At 70.4% G+C, this 18,678-nt stretch carries 17 protein-coding genes and 1 pseudogene; 9 read left to right on the top strand and 9 right to left on the bottom strand.

Annotated elements, in window-relative coordinates; all coding sequences use genetic code 11:
- Positions 1–80 precede the first annotated feature (80 nt).
- Together rsmD and FZN60_RS07825 are read right to left on the bottom strand one after the other, a co-directional pair.
- Positions 81–647 (bottom strand): 16S rRNA (guanine(966)-N(2))-methyltransferase RsmD, encoded by a 567-nt coding sequence (gene rsmD / locus FZN60_RS07830; protein ID WP_158872848.1) that lies wholly within the window; start codon positions 645–647, stop codon positions 81–83.
- Positions 648–652: 5 nt separating this feature from the next.
- Positions 653–2,788: a pseudouridine synthase gene (locus tag FZN60_RS07825; protein ID WP_158872846.1), complete on the bottom strand. Its 2,136-nt coding sequence runs from the start codon at positions 2,786–2,788 to the stop codon at positions 653–655.
- 70 nt (positions 2,789–2,858) lie between these two features.
- On the opposite strand from FZN60_RS07825, the gene FZN60_RS07820 reads away from it, so the two are divergent.
- On the top strand, positions 2,859–3,305 hold the full coding sequence (locus tag FZN60_RS07820; protein WP_158872844.1) for a nucleoside deaminase: 447 nt from the start codon (positions 2,859–2,861) through the stop codon (positions 3,303–3,305).
- Positions 3,306–3,317: 12 nt separating this feature from the next.
- Here the strand turns inward: FZN60_RS07820 and FZN60_RS07815 are convergent, their stop codons facing one another.
- Together FZN60_RS07815 and ileS are read right to left on the bottom strand one after the other, a co-directional pair.
- On the bottom strand, positions 3,318–4,022 hold the full coding sequence (locus FZN60_RS07815; protein WP_158872842.1) for a relaxase family protein: 705 nt from the start codon (positions 4,020–4,022) through the stop codon (positions 3,318–3,320).
- 197 nt (positions 4,023–4,219) lie between these two features.
- A complete protein-coding gene (gene ileS / locus FZN60_RS07810) occupies positions 4,220–7,270 on the bottom strand; it encodes an isoleucine--tRNA ligase (RefSeq protein WP_158872840.1) in 3,051 nt (1,016 codons plus the stop codon).
- Between the two features lie 217 nt (positions 7,271–7,487).
- On the opposite strand from ileS, the gene FZN60_RS07805 reads away from it, so the two are divergent.
- Positions 7,488–8,078: a uracil-DNA glycosylase gene (locus FZN60_RS07805; protein ID WP_158872838.1), complete on the top strand. Its 591-nt coding sequence runs from the start codon at positions 7,488–7,490 to the stop codon at positions 8,076–8,078.
- A gap of 81 nt (positions 8,079–8,159) precedes the next feature.
- Positions 8,160–8,618, top strand: a complete 459-nt coding sequence (locus FZN60_RS07800) for a GNAT family N-acetyltransferase (RefSeq protein WP_158872836.1) — start codon at positions 8,160–8,162, stop codon at positions 8,616–8,618.
- Between the two features lie 16 nt (positions 8,619–8,634).
- Here the strand turns inward: FZN60_RS07800 and FZN60_RS07795 are convergent, their stop codons facing one another.
- Both FZN60_RS07795 and FZN60_RS07790 read right to left on the bottom strand, forming a co-directional pair.
- Entirely contained in the window at positions 8,635–9,618 is a 984-nt protein-coding gene (locus tag FZN60_RS07795) for a bifunctional riboflavin kinase/FAD synthetase (RefSeq protein ID WP_158872834.1), read from the bottom strand.
- Positions 9,615–10,457, bottom strand: coding sequence for a TIGR01459 family HAD-type hydrolase (locus FZN60_RS07790; RefSeq protein WP_158872832.1), 843 nt, complete (start codon positions 10,455–10,457; stop codon positions 9,615–9,617). The genes FZN60_RS07795 and FZN60_RS07790 overlap by 4 nt, the downstream gene beginning before the upstream one ends.
- Before the next feature lie 420 nt (positions 10,458–10,877).
- Between FZN60_RS07790 and groES the strand changes: the two genes are divergently transcribed.
- Entirely contained in the window at positions 10,878–11,174 is a 297-nt protein-coding gene (gene groES / locus FZN60_RS07785; RefSeq protein WP_158872830.1) for a co-chaperone GroES, read from the top strand.
- 88 nt (positions 11,175–11,262) lie between these two features.
- Entirely contained in the window at positions 11,263–12,906 is a 1,644-nt protein-coding gene (gene groL / locus FZN60_RS07780) for a chaperonin GroEL (RefSeq protein ID WP_158872828.1), read from the top strand.
- 95 nt (positions 12,907–13,001) lie between these two features.
- Here groL and FZN60_RS07775 read toward each other — a convergent pair whose 3' ends face one another.
- The gene (locus FZN60_RS07775; protein WP_158872826.1) at positions 13,002–13,466 is read right to left on the bottom strand and encodes a DUF29 domain-containing protein; all 465 of its coding nucleotides are present in this window, start codon (positions 13,464–13,466) and stop codon (positions 13,002–13,004) included.
- Between the two features lie 213 nt (positions 13,467–13,679).
- On the opposite strand from FZN60_RS07775, the gene FZN60_RS07770 reads away from it, so the two are divergent.
- The 4 genes and pseudogenes from FZN60_RS07770 to FZN60_RS07755 all read left to right on the top strand — a co-directional run.
- The gene (locus FZN60_RS07770; protein ID WP_158872824.1) at positions 13,680–14,453 is read left to right on the top strand and encodes a sulfite exporter TauE/SafE family protein; all 774 of its coding nucleotides are present in this window, start codon (positions 13,680–13,682) and stop codon (positions 14,451–14,453) included.
- 83 nt (positions 14,454–14,536) lie between these two features.
- Entirely contained in the window at positions 14,537–14,719 is a 183-nt protein-coding gene (locus FZN60_RS07765; RefSeq protein ID WP_158872822.1) for a CsbD family protein, read from the top strand.
- A gap of 189 nt (positions 14,720–14,908) precedes the next feature.
- Positions 14,909–16,297 (top strand): class II fumarate hydratase, encoded by a 1,389-nt coding sequence (gene fumC / locus FZN60_RS07760; RefSeq protein WP_158872820.1) that lies wholly within the window; start codon positions 14,909–14,911, stop codon positions 16,295–16,297.
- A gap of 247 nt (positions 16,298–16,544) precedes the next feature.
- Positions 16,545–16,853: pseudogene (locus FZN60_RS07755) on the top strand (DoxX family protein); the annotation flags it as partial.
- Between the two features lie 58 nt (positions 16,854–16,911).
- Here the strand turns inward: FZN60_RS07755 and FZN60_RS07750 are convergent.
- Both FZN60_RS07750 and FZN60_RS07745 read right to left on the bottom strand, forming a co-directional pair.
- A complete protein-coding gene (locus FZN60_RS07750) occupies positions 16,912–17,568 on the bottom strand; it encodes a methionine ABC transporter permease (RefSeq protein ID WP_158872818.1) in 657 nt (218 codons plus the stop codon).
- On the bottom strand, positions 17,549–18,652 hold the full coding sequence (locus FZN60_RS07745) for a methionine ABC transporter ATP-binding protein (protein ID WP_158872816.1): 1,104 nt from the start codon (positions 18,650–18,652) through the stop codon (positions 17,549–17,551). The genes FZN60_RS07750 and FZN60_RS07745 overlap by 20 nt, the downstream gene beginning before the upstream one ends.
- Between the last annotated feature and the right edge of the window lie 26 nt (positions 18,653–18,678).

The raw sequence follows: 18,678 nt of genomic DNA, 5'->3' as shown, positions 1-18,678 counted from the left end.
CCTCGTCGGCGTCGGATCGGAAGGCTTGGGTCACCCTGAATTATGGGTTTTCCGAGGTCCCGGCGCCAGTTACGCTTTCGTCATGCGGCCGGGGCGGCGACGCGCACCAGACGCAGCACCGTGTCGCCCATGCGCCGCTCGTCGAGGAGCGCGAAGCCCGCCGGCATCTCGAAGGGCGCGCTCGCCGCCTCCTCCAGGATGCAGACGGCGCCGGGCGCGAGCCAGCCGCCGGCCAGCGCCGAGGCGAGCGCGCCCTCGCCGAAGCCCTTCGAATAGGGCGGGTCGGCGAAGAGATAGTCGAACGGCTCCATCGAGCCGATGGCCCCGAGGCGCGTCGCATCGCGGCGGAAGATCTTGGTGGCGCCGCCGAGCTGCAGCGCCTCGACGTTGGTGCGCACGAGCCCCCGGCCTTCCGCCGATTCCTCGACGAAGAGGCAGAAGCGGGCGCCGCGCGACAGCGCCTCCAGCCCCAGCGCGCCGGTTCCGGAGAAGAGGTCGAGGACGCGGGCGCCCTCGAACCCTGGAAAATCGCCGTGCTCCAGGATGTTGAAGAGCGCTTCGCGCGCCCGGTCGATCGTCGGCCGGATGGCGTCGCTCTTCGGCCCCGCGAGCGCCCGCCCGCGGAAGCGTCCTCCGACGATGCGCACGACCGTCAGCCCCGGTCGCGCGGCGGGCGCGAGCCGCCCTTCGGGCCGGCACCGCCCCGTCCGCCCGGCCGCTCGCCGTCGGGCTTGGCCGACGACTTGCCCTGCGGGCGGGCTCCCGAGGCCATCCAGACATTGGCCGAGCGCTTGGGCGCACCGGCGGGGGCACGCGGCCGCTTGCCCGCGTCCGTGCCGCCCTCGTCCGAGCGGGCGCCCCCGAAGCGCTTCGGCTTGAAGCCGCCCTCGGAGCGCTCGCCGCGCTCCGGCCGGTCGCCGCGCGGCTTGAAGCCGCCGCGGCTCGGGCGCTCCCCACCCTTCTCGTCGCGCTCTCGGGGCGCGCGGGGCGGACGCGTGTCGAGCCGGTCGAGGCCCTCCTCGCGGAAGGCCTGACGGGTCTTCTTGAATCCCTTCGGCTTCTCGGCCGCGGAGGACACCCATTCGCCGCGGGGCTTGGCCCTCTCGCCGGAAGCGGGCCGCTCGGGACGCTCCTCGCGTTCGGGGCGGCCGGCGCGCACCGGCTTGTTGGAGAAGGGGTTGACGATCCCCGCCTCGAAGTCGGCGCCGGCTTCCTCGATCAGCGTCGGGCCCAGCTGGTCCCGGAGCGTGCGGCCGTTGATCTCCTGGACCGCGCCCTCCTCCAGCTCGCCGAGCTGGAAGGGGCCGAAGGACAGGCGGATCAGCCGGTTCACCTCGAGGCCGAGATGGCCGAGGATGCGCTTCACCTCGCGGTTCTTGCCCTCGCGAAGGCCGAGCGTCATCCAGATGTTGGAGCCCTGCTTGCGGTCGAGCGTCGCCTCGACGGCCCCGTAGAACACGCCGTCGATGGCGATGCCCTGGCGCAGGTCGTCGAGCTTGGTCTGGTCGACGTCGCCGTGGGCGCGCACGCGGTAGCGGCGCAGCCACCCTGTCGAGGGCAGCTCCAGGACGCGCGCGAGCCCGCCGTCATTGGTGAGGAGCAGGAGCCCTTCGGTGTTGATGTCGAGGCGGCCGACGGAGAGCACCCGCGGCATCTCCTCCGGCAGGGCGTCGAAGACGGTCGGGCGCCCTTCCGGGTCGCGGTTGGTGGTGACGAGCCCGGCCGGCTTGTGGAAGAGCCAGAGGCGCGTGCGCTCGATGATCGGCAGCGGCGCGCCGTCGACCTCGATGCGGTCGGTCATCGAGACATCGACCGCCGGCGAGGTCAGGACCTGCCCGTTCAGCGTGACGCGGCCGTCGGCGATCATCGCCTCGGCGTCGCGGCGCGAGGAAATGCCGGCGCGCGCGAGCCGCCGGGCGATGCGCATCGTGCCGTCGGCCGGCGCGGCCTCCTCGCCCGCCTCGCGGCGTGGCCGCCGCTCGAAGCCGCCCTCGGCGCGGTCGCTGCGCGGCGCGCGCTTCGGCCGATCGCCGCCGTCCTTGTCGAAGCGCCGCGGACGCTCGCCGTCTTCGCTGCGGTCGAAGCGCTTCGGTCGATCTCCGCCTTGGCTGTCGAAGCGCTTGGGACGCTCGCTCCTCTCGCCGCGCTCGGAGGAAAGAGGCTTGGCGCGGCGCGGAGGCGCCTCGCCCGCCCCGTCCGCACCCTCGTGCGAGCGGCGGCCGTAGCTGCGCTTGGGCCCGCCCTCGCCGCGCTCGGCGGACGCGTGGGAATGCATGCCGCGGCTCTTCGGGCGGAAGGCCGGGCGCTCGCCCTGGCCGCCGCCTTCAGCACCCTCTTCGCGACGCTTGAAGGGCCGGAACGGCTTGGCGCCGCCGCCAGCCCCTCCTTCGCCGCGATCGCGCGGCGGCCGATCGGAGAACGAGCGGCGCGGCCGCTCCTCGCCGCCCTCGCGGCTGCCGCTGCGCTCGGGACGCTCGCGCCGTTCCGGGCGCTCGGCCCGTTCGGAGCGCTCCGGCCGGTCGCGCTTCTCGCCGAAGGCGGGCTTGGGACGGAAGCTGCGCTTGCGCTCGCCGCCCTCGGCCTTGGCCTCGCCGCCATCCTCGCGCCGGGCGCGGACGGGCTTGCCGCCGCCGGACTTGTTCGCGCCACCGCCGAAGCGCGGCTTGCTGCCGCCCGGCCCGCGAGGAGCCTCGCCGCGAGGGCCGCCTTTGCCGCCGCGCGGGCCGCCGCCCGGCTTCGAATTTCGGCCGAAGCGCTTCTTGTCGCCGCCGTCGGTGGTATCGCTCATCGTGTTCTTTGCCTTTCGCCACCGGCCTCGGTATCAGATCGCGCTCCACCGGGCGAGGGAACGTATCGCCGTGAACCGGCCGAATTTCATGGATCTCGCCCTGCAGGAGGCCAAGCTGGCAGCCGAGCGGGGCGAAGTGCCCGTCGGCGCCGTGGTGGTCTCGGGCGACAGGGTGGTCGCACAAGCGGGCAACGAGACCCGCGCCCGCCGCGATCCGACCGCCCATGCCGAGATGCTGGCGATCCGCCGCGCGGCCCGGGCGCTCGATGCCGAGCGCCTCCTCGGCTGCGACCTCTACGTCACGCTGGAGCCCTGCGCCATGTGCGCGGGGGCGATCTCGTTTGCAAGAATCCGGCGGCTGTATTTCGCCGCCGGAGACGAAAAAGGCGGCGCCGTCGAGAACGGGCCGCGCTTCTTTTCCCAAACCACCTGCCACCACGCACCGGACATCTATTCCGGACTCGCCGAGCGCGAGGCGGCGGCTCTGCTCGTCCGCTTCTTCGCCGAGCGGCGCTGAAGCGGGACGGCATCACATGCCGGGCACGAGGTCCTTGAACTTGTCGAACACCGACGAGCGGTCGTTCGACAGGCGGCGCTGCTTGACCTCCTCGTCCTCGCCGGGATCGCCGACGGGGGCGCTCGCCGCGGGCTGGCGGTAGGTCGTCGGCGGCTCGGACAGGTAGCGGCGCTGGTTCGGGTTGCCGCGCTGCTCGGCGACGCGCTGCTGGATCAGCTCGCGCGAGGAGCGCAGCTGCGTCGGCGAAAGCGTCGTGCTGCCGCTGGCCGAGCTGTAGAGGCGGCGGCTCTCGCTGCTGCGACCGTTCCGCGTCGCGGCGGCGCGCATCTCGTCGGTGACGCCTTCCTTCTCGGCGGCGAGGACATCGCCGCGAATCGGGGTGTCGCCGTTGTTGTTCACGGCGTCGCCGGCGGCGCGCAGACGGGCCGCGCGCTGCTCGGGCGATTCCGGCCAGTTGGGATCGTCCGTGGTGTTGCGCACCGAGCGCGGCGCCGGGAGCGCGCCGACGCTGTTCGGGCGCACCAGCTCGGGGCGCGGCGCGTAAGGAATCTGCGTCGAATTCGGCGTGAGATCGGCGAACTGGTCGAGATCGTCGAAGAGCTGCGCGCCGGCGGACGTGCCGGTGCCATAGGTCGGCCCCATGCAGCCCGACAGCCCGATCCCCGCCGCGACGACCAATCCGAGCCGCGCGGCGGCCTTCAGCGCAAAACCTGCCATGCTTCCTCGGCCCCCTCGCCGCCTTGTTTCCTGGATCGGGACGCCCGCCGCCGACCCCCGCCGGCTGGGCTTTCCCCTTGTTCTCGCACGCCCTTGAACCGGGAATCGGGCGATTCTTCGTCAATGGTTAAGCAAGCTGTCGCCTCGGAGCAACAGGACGGGCGCGTCTCGACACGCCCATCCCGCCGCCGGCCTCGTCAGGCCGCGAGGCGACCCGCCGCCCGCAGCTCGCGCAGCGCCTCGGCGTCGCGCGGCGTCACGTCCGGAAATTCCGGATCCGAGCCGACCTCCGGCAGGATCTTCCAGGACCGGGCGCACTTCTGCCCCTCCGCCCGCGCAAAGACCACGGAAACGCCTGCCACCTCGGGGATGCGGAAGGCGTCCGCCGGCCCCTCGCCCGCCTCGATGCGGATGGCGCTGGTGATCGCGACCTCGGCGAAGTCGACCGAGCGGCAGAGCTCGGCGAGGCCCGCATCCGCGACGAAGACGGTGGGCGCGGCCTCCAGCGAGGAGCCGATCGTCTTGTCGCGCCGCTTCTCCTCCAGAGCGCCGAGCACGACGCGCCGCACGCGGCGAATCTCGGCCCAGCGCTTGGCCAGCGCCTCGTCGCGCCATTCGGCGGGCACTTGGCGAAACTGCTCCAGATGCACCGACACGGCGTCCGGCTTCCTCGACAGCCAGGCCTCTTCGGCCGTGAAGGGCAGAAGCGGCGCGAGCCACAGCGTCAAATGGTCGAAGATCGCCCCCACCACCTGCAGCGCCGCCTGGCGCCGCGTGGAGGAGAGCGGGTCGCAGTAGAGCGCGTCCTTGCGGATGTCGAAGTAGAAGGCGGAAAGCTCGACGACGCAGAAGTCGAGAAGCGCGCGGGAGATGCGCTTGAAGTCGAAGGCGTCGTAGCCGGCGCGCACGAGCCCATCGAGTTCGGCCAGCCGGTGCAGCATCAGCCGCTCGAGTTCCGGCATCTCGGCGAGCGGCACGGTCTTGCCCTCGTCGTGTGCGAGCGTGCCGAGCATCCAGCGCATGGTGTTGCGCAGCTTGCGATAGCTGTCGACGTTGGTCTGGAGGATCGTCTTGCCGAGGCGCAGGTCCTCCGAATAATCGGACGAGACCACCCAGAGCCGCAGGATGTCGGCGCCGGACTGCTTGATGACCTCCTGGGGCGTCACGACGTTGCCGAGGGACTTCGACATCTTGCGCCCCTCCTCGTCCATGACGAAGCCGTGGGTCAACACCGCGTCGTAGGGCGCGCGGCCGCGCGTGCCGCAGCTCTCCAGGAGCGAGGAGTGGAACCAGCCGCGATGCTGGTCGGAGCCTTCGAGGTAGAGGTCGGCCGGCCACTTCAGGTCGGGCCGCTTCTCCAGGCAGAAGGCGTGCGTGCTCCCCGAATCGAACCAGACGTCGAGGATGTCGCGCACCATGGTCCAGCGGGTGCCGTCGTGCTCGTTCCCGAGGAAGCGCTCCTTGGCGCCGTCGGCGAACCAGGCGTCCGCGCCCTCCTTGGCGAAGGCGTCGAGGATGCGGGCGTTGACCGCCTCGTCCTTGAGGATCTCGCCGTTCTCGTCCGCGAAGACGCAGATCGGCACGCCCCAGGCCCTTTGACGGGAAAGGACCCAGTCCGGCCGGTCGGAGATCATGGCGTGGAGGCGGTTCTGCCCGGCCGCCGGCACGAAGCGCGTGTCGGCGATGGCGGTCAGCGCGCGAGACCGCAGCGTGTCGGTGCCGGACGCCGGCTTGCTTGTCCCATAGCCCTTCAGGTCCTTGTCCATGTGGACGAACCATTGAGGCGTGTTGCGGAAGATCACCGGCTTCTTGGAGCGCCAGGAATGCGGGTACTGGTGCTTGAGGCGGCCGCGGGCGAGCAGGCTCCCGCGGGCGATCAGCGCCTCGATGACGCGCTTGTTGGCGTCACCCTTCTTACCCTTGTCGTCGATGACGCGGGCGGGGCCGCCTTCCGCCTCCGGGCCGAAGCCCGGCGCGTCCTTCGTGTAGAAGCCCTCGTCATCGACCGGGAAGGGGATGGCGGCGTCGATGCCGCGCGCCTCCAGCGCCCGGCGGTGCTCCGTCCAGACGTCGAAGTCCTCCCGGCCGTGGCTCGGCGCGGTGTGGACGAAGCCGGTTCCGGCGTCGTCGGTGACGTGGTCGCCGGGAATCAGCGGCACGGCGAAGTCGTAGCCGCCGGACAGGCCCTTCAGCGGATGGTCGCAGACGATGCCGGACAGATCCGCCGCCGAGACGTCGCGCAGGCGCCGGAAGCCGCCCTCCGGCACGCGCGACTTGGCGAAGACATCGGCGCTGAGCGCGTCGGCGAGAACGAGGCGCATGCCGTGCTTGGCCCAACGCGGGTTCTCCGCGTCGTCCGGCGCGGTCACCTCGTAGAGACCGTAGGCGACGCGGTCCGAATAGGCGATGGCTCGGTTGCCCGGCAGGGTCCAGGGCGTGGTCGTCCAGATCACGACGTGGGCACCGTCGAGCGGGCTGGGATCGGGCTGACCGGCCTTGGGAAAGCCCGACACGCCGCCGCTGAAGGCCGGAACGAAGCCGCTTCGGTCCGCCCGCACGGGAAAGGCGACCCAGACCGTGTCCGATTCGTACTCGTCGTACTCGACCTCGGCCTCGGCGAGCGCCGTGCGCTCCACCACCGACCACATCACGGGCTTGGAGCCGCGATACAGCTGGCCGGACATGGCGAACTTCAGGAGCTCGCCCGCGATGACGCTCTCGGCGCCGAAGGCCATGGTGAGGTAGGGATCCTTGAAGTCGCCCTCGACGCCGAGCCGGCGGAACTCGGCCGACTGCACGCCCACCCAATGCTGCGCGAATTCGCGGCACTCGCGGCGGAACTCGTTGATCGGGATCTCATCCTTGTTGCGCCCCTTGGCGCGGTACTGCTCCTCGATCTTCCACTCGATCGGCAAGCCGTGGCAGTCCCAGCCCGGAACGTAGTTGGCGTCGCGCCCGCGCATCTGGAAGGAGCGGGTGATGACGTCCTTCAGCACCTTGTTCAGCGCGTGGCCGATGTGGAGGTTGCCGTTGGCATAAGGGGGGCCGTCGTGGAGGACGTATTTCGGCCGGCCGGCGGCCTCCTCGCGCAGGCGCTTGTAGAGGTCCATGCCCTCCCAGCGCTCGATCCACTTCGGCTCGGCCTCGGGCAGGCCCGCGCGCATCGGGAACTCGGTCCGCGGCAGAAACAGGGTCTTGGAATAGTCGAGGCCTTCGGCCTTGTCGCGGGTCGGGCTCTGGTCGGTCATGTCGGATATCCGGCGGCTCGCCGGCGGCGATGGAGGCGGCCGGCAGGAAAATCGGAAAAGAAGGAGGTGCGGCGCGCAGACACGCCGTCGCGGCCCGGACCTTCCGCGGCGGATGCGCCGTTCAGAAGGCCGGGCGGCTAATTCGAGGATCGCGGATGCGCGCGCAGGATCTCGGCATGGAACGGGGCTTTAGCAAGTTCGGCCCGCGAGGGAAAGCATGAGCGGACAAGGCGTCCCGGAGCCGGACCACGTCGCGCCGCTGAACGCGCTAGCCCGCCGCATCGCCGCGGCGCACGGCGAGGCGCCGCTGTTCGATCCGGCCGGCGGCGGCACGCGGGCGCGCATCCTTCTGATGCTGGAAACGCCGGGGCCCGCGCGCGGGAGCGATCCGGCCGTCCCGCGGGTCGTTTCGCAGTTCAACGCCACCGGCACGGCGCGCAACCTTCGCCGCTTCTTCGCCGAGGCCGGCATCGAAGCCGCCGACGTCGTGATCTGGAACGCCGTGCCCTTCCTCATCCACGCGCCCGGCGCCCGCAACCGACCCCCGAAGGCCGCCGAGCGCGCCGCCGGCCTCCCCTGGATCGAGCCGCTCCTCGACCTCCTGCCGGATCTGGCGGTCGCGGTTCTGTCAGGCCGCGTCGCCCGCGGGGCACGGGCGGCGATCGAGGCTCTCCGGCCGAACCTCGCGATCCTCGAAATGCCGCATCCGAGCCCGACCTTCGTGGTCACCGATCCCGCCATCGCGCCGACCATGATCGCGACCTGCCGCGCGGCGAAGCGTCTGGCGGAGAATGGTATGCAGGACTGATAAGCAGGGACCATAGATTGACGGCGAGCCCGATCCGTCGTGGTGATGCGCCAACTTTCTCCAAGTCCGGGCGGCTCGCCGATGGATCGCTCGATCATATCCGACCTTCGCGACGTTCCCCAATTCGTCGATGTCGTTTCCGAGCGGATCTGGCGCGAATGGTGGTTCCAGCAGGGATCGACGCAAGCGGAGATCCGGGCGCGGGTGGCGGAGAGCCTCGATGCGCGGCTGATCCCGTTCACCCTCGTCGCGCATCGCGAAGGCGTCTTCGTCGGCACCGTCTCGGTGATCGAGAACGATCTCGCGGCGCGCCCGCAATACGGCCCGTGGGTCGCCGCCGTTTTCGTCGAGCCGGAGCGCCGCGGACAGGGATTCGGCACCGCGCTCGTCACGGCCGCGACGGAGACCGGCTTCCTGATCGGTGCGGACCGTCTCTATCTCTGCGCCGCCCCGACCAAGTCGGCCTTCTACGAACGGCTCGGCTGGTGCATGACGGAAGCCGACGTGGACGGCCTCGACATCCTCGAGAAGAGCGCCTGAGCCGGACGGACGGGCGTCAGAAGGAAAGGCGCGCGTCGAGCTCGGACAGCGGTACCGCGGCCGCGAGCACCGCTCGCGCGTCGAGCGAATCGCGATCCATCTGCTCGATCAGGGCTTCGGCGCTCGCGAAGCGCTCCTCGCCGCGCAGGCGCGCGAAAAGGGACACCGAGACGGTCTCGCCGTAAAGGTCGCCGGAAAAGTCGAAGACGAAGGTTTCGAGGAGCGCCGCCCCATCGTCGAACGTCGGACGCCGGCCGTAGCTCGCGACGCCGTCGTGGATCGTGCCGTCCACCCGGCGCAGCTTCACGGCGTAGATGCCGTGGGCGAGCAGCTCGTCGGGCAGGACGGCGAGGTTGGCCGTGGGATAGCCGAGGGTGCGGCCGATCTTGGCGCCGTGGACGACCTCGCCTTCCGCGGCCCAGCGCCAGCCGAGAAGCGCGTTGGCCGCCGCCGTCTCCCCGGCCGCCAGATGGGCCCGGATGCGCGACGAGGAGACCGTGTGCCCCTCCGCGTCGAGGAGCGGCTCGACGACGTCGACCGCGAAGCCGCGCGCGGTCGCCGCCTCGCGCAGAAAGGCAGGCGTTCCAGCGCGGCGGGCGCCGAAATGGAAGTCGTGGCCGACGACGACGCCCCGCGCGCCGAGGTGCCCGACAAGGATGCCGTCCACGAAGGCCTCGGGCGACAGCGCCGCGAAGCTGCGCGAGAAGGGCCACTCCACCACCGCGTCGAAGCCGAGAGCGCCCAGGAGCCGCGCCTTCAGCCACGCGGGGGTCAGGCGCGCCACCGGCTGCTCCGGCCGGAAGACGGTGCGCGGATGCGGCTCGAAGGTCAGGCAGACGAGCGGCGCGCCGAGCCGGCCGGCGAGCGCGCGGGCCTCGGCCAGGACGGCCTGGTGGCCGCGATGCACCCCGTCGAAGTTGCCGATCGCCACGACCGCGCCCGCGAGATCCGGCGGGTAGGGCAGGCTGTCGTCGAGGCGTCGGATCGACGCCCCGCTCATCGCAGCTTGGCCATGAAGTAGCGCGCGTCGAGCCCTTCGCGCGACAGAACCGCCGACACGCGCGCCGCGCCGTCGTCGGCCGTGAACTCCGCCTCGTGGATGCCGGCGAGGATGAAGAGGACGTCGGCGCCCGCGCCCATCGCCCCCTTCACGTCCGTCGCCATGCCGTCGCCGATGGCGAGGACGCGCGCGCCGGGGCCGAGGCCCGCCTTGCGCCGGGCGAGATCGTAGATCGGCGCGTGGGGCTTGCCGGCGAGGCGCACCTCGCCGCCGAGCGCGGCGTAGTCGCGGGCGAGCGCGCCGGCGCACCAGAGGAGCTGGTCACCGACATGAACCACGATGTCGGGATTGGCGCAGATCATCGGCAGGCCGCGGGCCGCCCAGGCGGCAAGGCGGTCGGCATAGTCGGCCGGCGTTTCCGTGCGGTCGTCGAGGAGGCCCGTCACCACGACCGCGCTCGCCTCGTCCTCGCCGACGAGCGGCGCGGGCAGGCCGTCGAAGAGCGGCAGGTCGCGCTCGGGACCGAGAAAGAAGACGGGACCGCCGTGCCGGGTGATGAGGTCGCGCGTCGCGTCGCCCGACGTGACGATGGCATCGAAGGCATCCGGCGATACGTGCATGGCGGCGAGCTGGGCGGAAACGCCGGGCTCCGGCCGGGGCGAGTTGGTGACGAGAACGACCCTCGCGCCCGCCCGTCGCGCCGCGCGCAGGGCCGACTCGGCCGCCTCGCTCTTGCGCAAGCCGTTATGGAGAACGCCCCAGACGTCGCAGAACACGGCGTCGTAATCCCCGGCGACCTCGTCGAGCGCCGCGATCCGCCGGATGGAAGGAGCGTTCATGTCGTTCTTTCGTCGCCGGTTTCGATGAGGCGCGGCCTCGCTTCCCCGCGATTAGTCCGGCAACCGACCGGAATCAAGCGCGTCCGCCCGCCGCCCCCCGCGGCGGTTTCGAACCGGAGACCTGGACGCTGCGGCCGCGCGCCCCCACATCGGGGACCCCGGATGCGCCGATGAGGAGGCCGACACGGGGCGCGCCGTTCGGCTCGTCCCAGCCATCGGAAGGGCGTCCGATCCGGCAGGTCCCGAACGATTTTCCGGGCGCGCGACGGACGATCGGGCCTTGCGCCAGCCTTGACAAGACGACGCTCCCTCGACTATCTGCCGACCCGTTAGCACTCCCCTGAGGTGAGTGCCAAAGCCATCTGGAACCGGGTGCCGCTCGAATGGGCCCGCGTTCAGGTCCAAACGAAGGGATTGAACATGGCAGCAGTGAACTTCCGTCCGCTGCACGACCGCGTGGTTGTGCGCCGCGTCGAGTCTGAGAACAAGACGGCCGGCGGCATCATCATCCCGGACACCGCTAAGGAGAAGCCGCAGGAAGGCGAGATCGTCGCCGTTGGCGCCGGTGCCCGCGACGAGTCCGGCAAGGTCGTTCCCCTCGAGGTGAAGGCCGGCGACCGCGTGCTGTTCGGCAAGTGGTCCGGCACCGAGGTGAAGCTGAACGGCGAGGATCTCCTCATCATGAAGGAATCCGACATCATGGGCATCGTCGGCTGAGCGCCCCGCTCGCCTGACCACCCCATCCGAACCCATTCATTGACACTCGAACGGCGCGGCTCCGCGGAGCGCGCCAGGAGACAGGAACATGGCAGCCAAGGACGTGAAGTTCGGCCGTGACGCCCGCGAGCGCATGCTGCGCGGCGTCGACATCCTCGCTGACGCCGTCAAGGTGACGCTCGGCCCCAAGGGCCGCAACGTCGTGATCGACAAGTCGTTCGGCGCTCCCCGCATCACCAAGGACGGCGTTTCCGTCGCCAAGGAGATCGAGCTCGAGGACAAGTTCGAGAACATGGGCGCGCAGATGCTGCGCGAAGTGGCCTCGAAGACCAACGACAAGGCCGGCGACGGCACCACCACCGCGACCGTTCTCGCCCAGGCGATCGTCCGCGAGGGCGCCAAGGCCGTCGCGGCCGGCATGAACCCGATGGACGTCAAGCGCGGCATCGACTCGGCCGTCGCCAAGGTCGTCGAGACGCTCGTCGCCTCGGCCCGCAAGATCGAGACCTCCGACGAGGTCGCCCAGGTCGGCACCATCTCCGCCAACGGCGAGCGCGAAATCGGCCAGATGATCGCCTCGGCGATGCAGAAGGTCGGCAACGAGGGCGTCATCACGGTCGAGGAAGCCAAGACCGCCGAGACCGAGCTCGAAGTCGTCGAGGGCATGCAGTTCGACCGCGGCTACCTGTCGCCGTACTTCGTGACCAACGCCGAGAAGATGGTGGCCGACCTCGAGGACGCCTACATCCTTCTCCACGAGAAGAAGCTCTCGAACCTCCAGGCCATGCTGCCGGTGCTCGAGGCCGTCGTCCAGTCCTCGCGCCCGCTCCTCATCATCGCCGAGGACGTCGAGGGTGAGGCTCTCGCGACCCTCGTCGTCAACAAGCTGCGCGGCGGCCTGCGCATCGCCGCAGTCAAGGCGCCGGGCTTCGGCGACCGCCGCAAGGCCATGCTCGAGGACATCGCCACCCTCACGGGCGGCCAGGTGATCTCCGAGGATCTCGGCATCAAGCTCGAGAACGTCACGCTCGACATGCTCGGCCGCGCCAAGAAGGTCTCCATCACCAAGGAGAACACGACGATCGTCGACGGCGCCGGCGAGTCGGCTCAGATCCAGGCCCGCGTCGGCCAGATCAAGGCGCAGATCGAGGAGACCACCTCGGACTACGACCGCGAGAAGCTCCAGGAGCGCCTGGCCAAGCTGGCGGGCGGCGTCGCGGTGATCCGCGTCGGCGGCTCGACCGAGGTCGAGGTCAAGGAGAAGAAGGACCGCGTCGACGACGCCCTCAACGCGACCCGCGCGGCCGTCGAGGAAGGCATCGTGGCCGGCGGCGGCGTGGCGCTGCTGCGCGCCTCGAACGCTCTGACCATCAAGGGCGAGAACGCCGATCAGGACGCCGGCATCGCGATCGTTCGCAAGGCGCTTCAGGCTCCGGTCCGCCAGATCGTCCAGAACGCCGGCGGCGAAGGCTCGATCGTCGTGGGCAAGCTCCTCGACAACACCTCGACGACCTACGGCTACAACGCCCAGACGGGCGATTACGGCGACATGATCCAGTTCGGCATCGTCGACCCGGTCAAGGTCGTGCGCTCGGCCCTGCAGGACGCGGCCTCGGTCGCCGGTCTCCTCGTCACCACCGAAGCCATGATCTCCGAGGCCCCGAAGAAGGACTCGGGCGCCCCGGCCATGCCCGGCGGCGGCATGGGCGGCATGGGCGGCATGGACTTCTAAGTCCAGCCCGACGGCCGAAATGAACGAGGCCCGGCGGAGCGATCCGCCGGGCCTTTTGCGTGTTCAGGGTGCGTTTCTTCCGGCTGGCCTCCCGCTCAGCCGGGCAAAAACTCCTGGTCGCGCAGCTCGATCAGCGAGTAAGGGCATTCGGTGGGGAAGGTCGCCGTGGCGAGCCCCGTCTCGATGGCTGCTTCCTTGCGCGCGGCCGGATAAATGTCGGCGGCGATCTCGTCTGCTTTCGCGTAGAGACTCGGGTTGCGCTTCTCGCGGCGCCTGATGTTTTCCCGCTCCCGCGTGATGGTGAGCAGCCAGGAACGAGAGCGTCGCTTAGGCTGGAACTGCCATTTCAGGAGATGGAAGATCAGGACGCGGTAGCTCGACTCAAGCGCATGCCGCTGCTCGTTGCCCATGCTTTCCACTTCCTCGACGAGGTTGGCGAGATCGAGCTCCGAGAAGCGCTTGAGGCGCAGGAGCTCGGCCTGCTCGAAGGCCCAGGCGGCGAAGTCGTCCTCGTAGTCGGTGGGGTGGGCGAAGAGGGGCTTGGACTTGGCGAGGCTCATGGGGCGCGATCCTTGCCGCAGATGCGGCCTGCCGGGAGAACCTAGCGCGTCGCGGGCCGGTCCGCACGTCCCGGCTCGCCGTTCCCCGAGCGCAAACCGGTTCGCCTGCCGCCGCCGCGGCGAAAAACACGCCCTCGCCGTTCCGCCCCTCGCAGGCTATGTCCCGTCACGCCCGCCCGTCCCGCGACCGCCCTTCCCCGCACCAAGGACCTCATGGACGACTTTCTCCTCTTTCTTCTCGTCGGCGCTCTCGCCCAGCTCGTCGATGGCGCCCTCGGCATGGCCTACGGCGTCATCTCGTCCACGGTTCTCCTGTCCTTCGGCGTCGCGCCGGCGACGGCTTCGGCCTCCGTCCACGCCGCCGAGCTCTTCACCACCGCCGCCTCCGGCACGGCGCACCTCGCCAACCGCAACATCGACTGGAACCTGTTCTGGCGCCTCGCGCCCTTCGGCATCATCGGCGGGGTGCTCGGCACCTACGTCCTCACCGGCTTTCCCGCCGATTCGATCCGGCCCTTCGTCGCGGCCTATCTCGGCATCATCGGCGTCTACCTCCTGTTTCGCTCCTTCCGGCGCGTGCCCTCCCAGCCCGTCAAGCCCGGCGTGGTGCCGCCGCTCGCGGTGGCCGGCGGCTTCCTCGACTCGGTCGGCGGCGGCGGCTGGGGGCCGATCGTCACCACCGGCCTTCTCGGCTTCGGCGGCCAGCCGCGCTACGTCATCGGCACCGTGAATGCGGCCGAGTTCCTGATCACGCTCTCGGTGTCGCTGACCTTCCTGTTCGCGCTCCTGACCGGCCACTGGGAGGAGGCTGGAGACCTGACCAGCCACGGCCTCGCCGTTCTCGGCCTCATCGTGGGCGGCCTGATAGCGGCGCCCTTCGCCGGCATCATCGTGCGCCGCCTGCCCGAGACGACCCTCTTGCGCATCGTCGGCGGGCTCATCTGCATCCTGTCGATCACGCAGATCGTGGGACTTCTTCGAGGATGAAGGATTTTTAACGGAACTTGGCTGGCAACAGATCATTGTACCCCCGAAGCAGTCGACGGCACTGCACAACGGAGATGACGACGATGGTCGACAAGAATCAGGTTTCGGGCGGCGCCAAGGAACTGGGCGGCAAGGTCAAGGAAGCCGCCGGCAAGGTGGTCGGCAACGATCGTCTCGTGGTCGAGGGCAAGGCCGACCAGCTCGAGGGCAAGACCGAGAAGAACCTCGGCAAGGTCAAGGACGCCGTGCGCGACCAGATCCACTAAGCCGTTCCGGCCAGGGCGGGCCCCGCCCGCCGAGGGTCAGGCCGCTCCGGTTCCGCCGGAGCGGCCTTTTCGCGTGGTCCGCAGGCTTCTCAAACCGATTTTACGCCGCGCCCTCCCCTTTCGGTCCGACCTCGCGCCGCTTAAGGGTTCGCTCCAGATCCGCATCCGAACGACAGGGCGAGAAACGAGATGAGCACGCGGCGCGAAACCGACACCTTCGGCCCCATCGAGGTGGCGAGCGACAAGTACTGGGGCGCGCAGGCGCAGCGCTCGCTCGGCAACTTCAAGATCGGCTGGGAAAAGCAGCCGCTGCCGATCGTTCGGGCGCTCGGCATCGTCAAGCGCGCGGCCGCCGAGACCAACATGGCACTCGGCCGGCTCGACGAGAACCTCGGCCGCGCGATCGTCGCCGCCGCGCAGGAGGTGATCGAGGGCAAGCTGAACGACCACTTCCCGCTCGTCGTCTGGCAGACCGGCTCGGGCACGCAGTCCAACATGAACGCCAACGAGGTGATCTCGAACCGGGCGATCGAGATGCTGGGCGGCGAGATGGGCTCCAAGAAGCCCGTCCACCCGAACGACCACGTCAACATGAGCCAGTCGTCCAACGACACCTATCCCACGGCCATGCACATCGCCTGCGCCGAGGAGCTGGTGCACCGGCTGGTGCCCGCGCTGCAGCAGCTGCGCAACGCGCTGAACGACAAGGCGCAGGCCTTCAACCACATCATCAAGATCGGCCGCACCCATACGCAGGACGCGACGCCGCTGACGCTCGGCCAGGAGTTCTCCGGCTACACGACGCAGGTCGAGAACGGCATCGCGCGCATCGAGCAGACGCTTCCCGCCCTGATGCAGCTCGCGCAGGGCGGCACGGCCGTCGGCACCGGCCTCAACGCGCCGGTGGGCTTCGCGGAAGGCGTCGCCGACCGGATCGCGGCGATCACGCACCTGCCCTTCACCTCGGCGCCGAACAAGTTCGAAGCGCTCGCGGCCCACGACGCCATGGTCTTCAGCCACGGCGCGATCAACACGGTCGCCGCCTCGCTCTTCAAGATCGCCAACGACATCCGCTTTCTCGGCTCCGGCCCGCGCTCGGGCCTCGGCGAACTGCAGCTGCCGGAGAACGAGCCGGGCTCCTCGATCATGCCGGGCAAGGTCAACCCGACCCAGTGCGAGGCGATGACCCAGGTCTGCGTTCAGGTCTTCGGCAACCATGCCGCCCTGACCTTCGCCGGCAGCCAGGGGCATTTCGAGCTGAACGTCTTCAACCCGGTGATGGCCTACAACTTCCTCCAGTCGGTGCGTCTCCTCTCCGACGCGGCGGTCTCCTTCAGCGAGAACTGCGTCGTCGGGATCGAGGCGCGCGAGGACAACATCAGGGAAGCGCTGAACCGCTCGCTGATGCTGGTGACCGCGCTCGCTCCGACCATCGGCTACGACAACGCCGCCAAGATCGCCAAGACGGCGCACAAGAACGGCACGACGCTGAAGGAGGAGGCCCTCGCCACCGGCCTCGTCACGCCGGAGGACTACGACCGGATCGTCGACCCCGCGTCGATGACGCGGCCGGGCTGACGCGCCCCGGGCCTTCGACCAAGCGGCGCCCGCGCTTCGTGCCGGGCGTCGCCCCTTCGGGCTGGATTGTGGCTGGATCGGTGAACGCCGCGTCGCGCCCGCCCCTGGCTGCGGGGAGGAACCGGGCAATGTATGGGAAGCGGCGCGTCACTTCCTTCTTCCGCAAAGGCCAACCATGAACGCCAACGTCCTGATCCTGATCGGCCGGATCCTCCTGTCGATCGACTTCATCTAAGCCGGCTTCGGCAAGCTCTCCAACGTGGCGGGCACCGGCGGATACTTCGCCAGCCTCGGCCTGCCGGCCCCCGAGATCCTGCCCTGGCTGGTGGGCGGCTTCGAGCTTCTCGCCGGCATCGCGATCCTGGTCGGCTTCCAGACGCGCATCGCCGCCATCCTCCTCGCGGCCTTCTGCATCGCCACCGCCTTCATCGGCCATGCCGGCGACGTCACCGCGATCCTGAAGAACTTCGCCCTGGCCGGCGGCTTCGTGGTGCTGGCCGGCGCCGGTGCCGGCGCCTACGGCCTCGACCGCCAGGCCCGCGAGCGCCGCTACTGATACGCGGCCGGTCGCCCAGAGCATGACGAGCGGCCCGCCACCCGGCGGGCCGTTTTCGTTAGCGCCGGTGGTCGAGCCGGGCGACGAGGGCGTCGCCGCCCTTCTGGAGAACCGTCACGAGAAGGATCAGGACCACCACCACGGCCAGCATGACCTCGGTCTGGAAGCGCTGGTAGCCGTAGCGGATGGCGAGGTCGCCGAGCCCGCCGGCGCCGATCGCGCCGGCGATGGCGGTGGCCCCGATCAGCGTGATCAGCGTCACCACGAAGCCGGCGACGAGGCTCGGCAGGGCTTCGGGCACCAGCACCTCGCGCACCAGCGCCCAGCGGCTGCCGCCCATGGCGCGCACCGCCTCGACCAGGCCCGAATCGACCTCGCGCAGGGAGACCTCGGCGATGCGGGCGTAGTAGGGGATCGCTGCGATCGAGAGCGGCACGATCGCGGCCCAGGTCCCGATCGAGGTGCCGACCACGAGGCGCGTGAAGGGGATCAGCGCGACGAGAAGGATGATGAAGGGCACCGAGCGGAAGGCGTCGACCAGCGTGCCGAGGACGCGGTTGGTCCAGGGGGCCGGCCAGACGCCGCCGGGCGAGGTGACGACGAGGAGAAGCCCGATCGGCAGGCCGACGACGAGCGAGGCGAGGCCGGAGGCCGCCGTCATCAGGAGCGTCTCGCCCGTGGCCTTCAAGAGGAGGTCAAGAAGCTGAGCTGACATGGCCGAGAAGGTCCGAACGGGTGGCGCGGGAAGCGAGGAAGGCGGCGATCGCGGCGAGATCCGCCGCGGGTGACGGGCGCACGGCGACGAAGAGCCGGGCGACGGGCCGCCCCTGGATCGTCTCGATGCCGCCGTGGAGCAGCCGCGCCTCGGCACCGAACCGGCCGGCGAGTTCGGCGAGGAGCGGCGCGCGTGCCGCCTCGCCGACGAGGTCGAGGCGGAACACGGCCTCGCCCCCAAGCGTGCTTGTCAGGCGAGCGGCAAGGTCCGCCGGCAGTTCGGGACGCAGGCTGCGCAGCAGCGTCGCGGTGATCGGCGCCTGCGGGTCGGCGAAGACGCGGCAGACCTCGCCTTCCTCCGCGACGTGTCCGTTCTCGAGCACCACGACGCGCGAGGCGATCTCGCGCACCACCTCCATCTCGTGGGTGACGAGGGCGACGGTGAGGCCGAGGCGACGGTTGATGTCGCGCAGGAGCTCCAGGATCTGCCCCGTGGTTTCCGGATCGAGCGCCGAGGTCGCCTCGTCCGAGAGGAGCAGCGCCGGCTCGGCGGCGAGCGCGCGGGCGATGCCGACGCGCTGCTTCTGGCCGCCGGAAAGCTGCGCCGGATAGGCTCCGCCGCGATCGCTCAACCCGACGAGGTCGAGGAGCTCGCCGGCGCGGCGCATCCGCTCGGCCTTCGCGATCCCGGCGATCTTCAGCGGCAGGGCGACGTTCTCGGCCGCCGTCGAATTGGCGAGGAGGTTGAAGTGCTGGAAGATCATGCCGATCCGCCGGCGCATCGGCTGCAGCTCGCGCTCCGACAGGCGCGAGATCGCCCGCCCCTCGATGCGCACCTCGCCGGCGTCCGGCCGCTCCAGCCCGTTGAGGCAGCGGATCAGGGTCGACTTGCCGGCGCCCGAGCGGCCGATGATGCCGAGAACCTCGCCGCGGCGAACCGTCAGCGTCACCTCGTCCAAGGCGGCGCGCTGGCCGAAGCGCTTGGAGACGCCGGCGAGTTCCACCACCGGCGGGCCGGCGGCAGCGGCAGCGGCGGCGTCCGGACCCGGTCCGGCGGCGTCGATGTGGAGGGGCTGCACGTTCATGATGTCTCGTTCAAAAAACGCGTCGT

The sequence above is a fragment of the Antarcticirhabdus aurantiaca genome (genome assembly GCF_009765365.1).
Classification (GTDB): domain Bacteria; phylum Pseudomonadota; class Alphaproteobacteria; order Rhizobiales; family Rhizobiaceae; genus Antarcticirhabdus; species Antarcticirhabdus aurantiaca.
Note: the sequence above shows the minus strand (reverse complement) of the source record. Positions and strands in the feature narration are given on the sequence as shown.

What these genes read in the sequence shown, in the direction of transcription:
- FZN60_RS07825 (WP_158872846.1), bottom strand. Translation starts at nt 2,788, where the DNA reads ATGAGCGATACCACCGACGGCGGCGACAAGAAGCGCTTCGGCCGAAAT.
- FZN60_RS07815 (WP_158872842.1), bottom strand. Translation starts at nt 4,022, where the DNA reads ATGGCAGGTTTTGCGCTGAAGGCCGCCGCGCGGCTCGGATTGGTCGTC.
- ileS (WP_158872840.1), bottom strand. Translation starts at nt 7,270, where the DNA reads ATGACCGACCAGAGCCCGACCCGCGACAAGGCCGAAGGCCTCGACTAT.
- FZN60_RS07805 (WP_158872838.1), top strand. Translation starts at nt 7,488, where the DNA reads ATGAGCGGACAAGGCGTCCCGGAGCCGGACCACGTCGCGCCGCTGAAC.
- FZN60_RS07800 (WP_158872836.1), top strand. Translation starts at nt 8,160, where the DNA reads ATGGATCGCTCGATCATATCCGACCTTCGCGACGTTCCCCAATTCGTC.
- FZN60_RS07795 (WP_158872834.1), bottom strand. Translation starts at nt 9,618, where the DNA reads ATGAGCGGGGCGTCGATCCGACGCCTCGACGACAGCCTGCCCTACCCG.
- FZN60_RS07790 (WP_158872832.1), bottom strand. Translation starts at nt 10,457, where the DNA reads ATGAACGCTCCTTCCATCCGGCGGATCGCGGCGCTCGACGAGGTCGCC.
- groES (WP_158872830.1), top strand. Translation starts at nt 10,878, where the DNA reads ATGGCAGCAGTGAACTTCCGTCCGCTGCACGACCGCGTGGTTGTGCGC.
- groL (WP_158872828.1), top strand. Translation starts at nt 11,263, where the DNA reads ATGGCAGCCAAGGACGTGAAGTTCGGCCGTGACGCCCGCGAGCGCATG.
- FZN60_RS07775 (WP_158872826.1), bottom strand. Translation starts at nt 13,466, where the DNA reads ATGAGCCTCGCCAAGTCCAAGCCCCTCTTCGCCCACCCCACCGACTAC.
- FZN60_RS07770 (WP_158872824.1), top strand. Translation starts at nt 13,680, where the DNA reads ATGGACGACTTTCTCCTCTTTCTTCTCGTCGGCGCTCTCGCCCAGCTC.
- FZN60_RS07765 (WP_158872822.1), top strand. Translation starts at nt 14,537, where the DNA reads ATGGTCGACAAGAATCAGGTTTCGGGCGGCGCCAAGGAACTGGGCGGC.
- fumC (WP_158872820.1), top strand. Translation starts at nt 14,909, where the DNA reads ATGAGCACGCGGCGCGAAACCGACACCTTCGGCCCCATCGAGGTGGCG.
- FZN60_RS07750 (WP_158872818.1), bottom strand. Translation starts at nt 17,568, where the DNA reads ATGTCAGCTCAGCTTCTTGACCTCCTCTTGAAGGCCACGGGCGAGACG.
- FZN60_RS07745 (WP_158872816.1), bottom strand. Translation starts at nt 18,652, where the DNA reads ATGAACGTGCAGCCCCTCCACATCGACGCCGCCGGACCGGGTCCGGAC.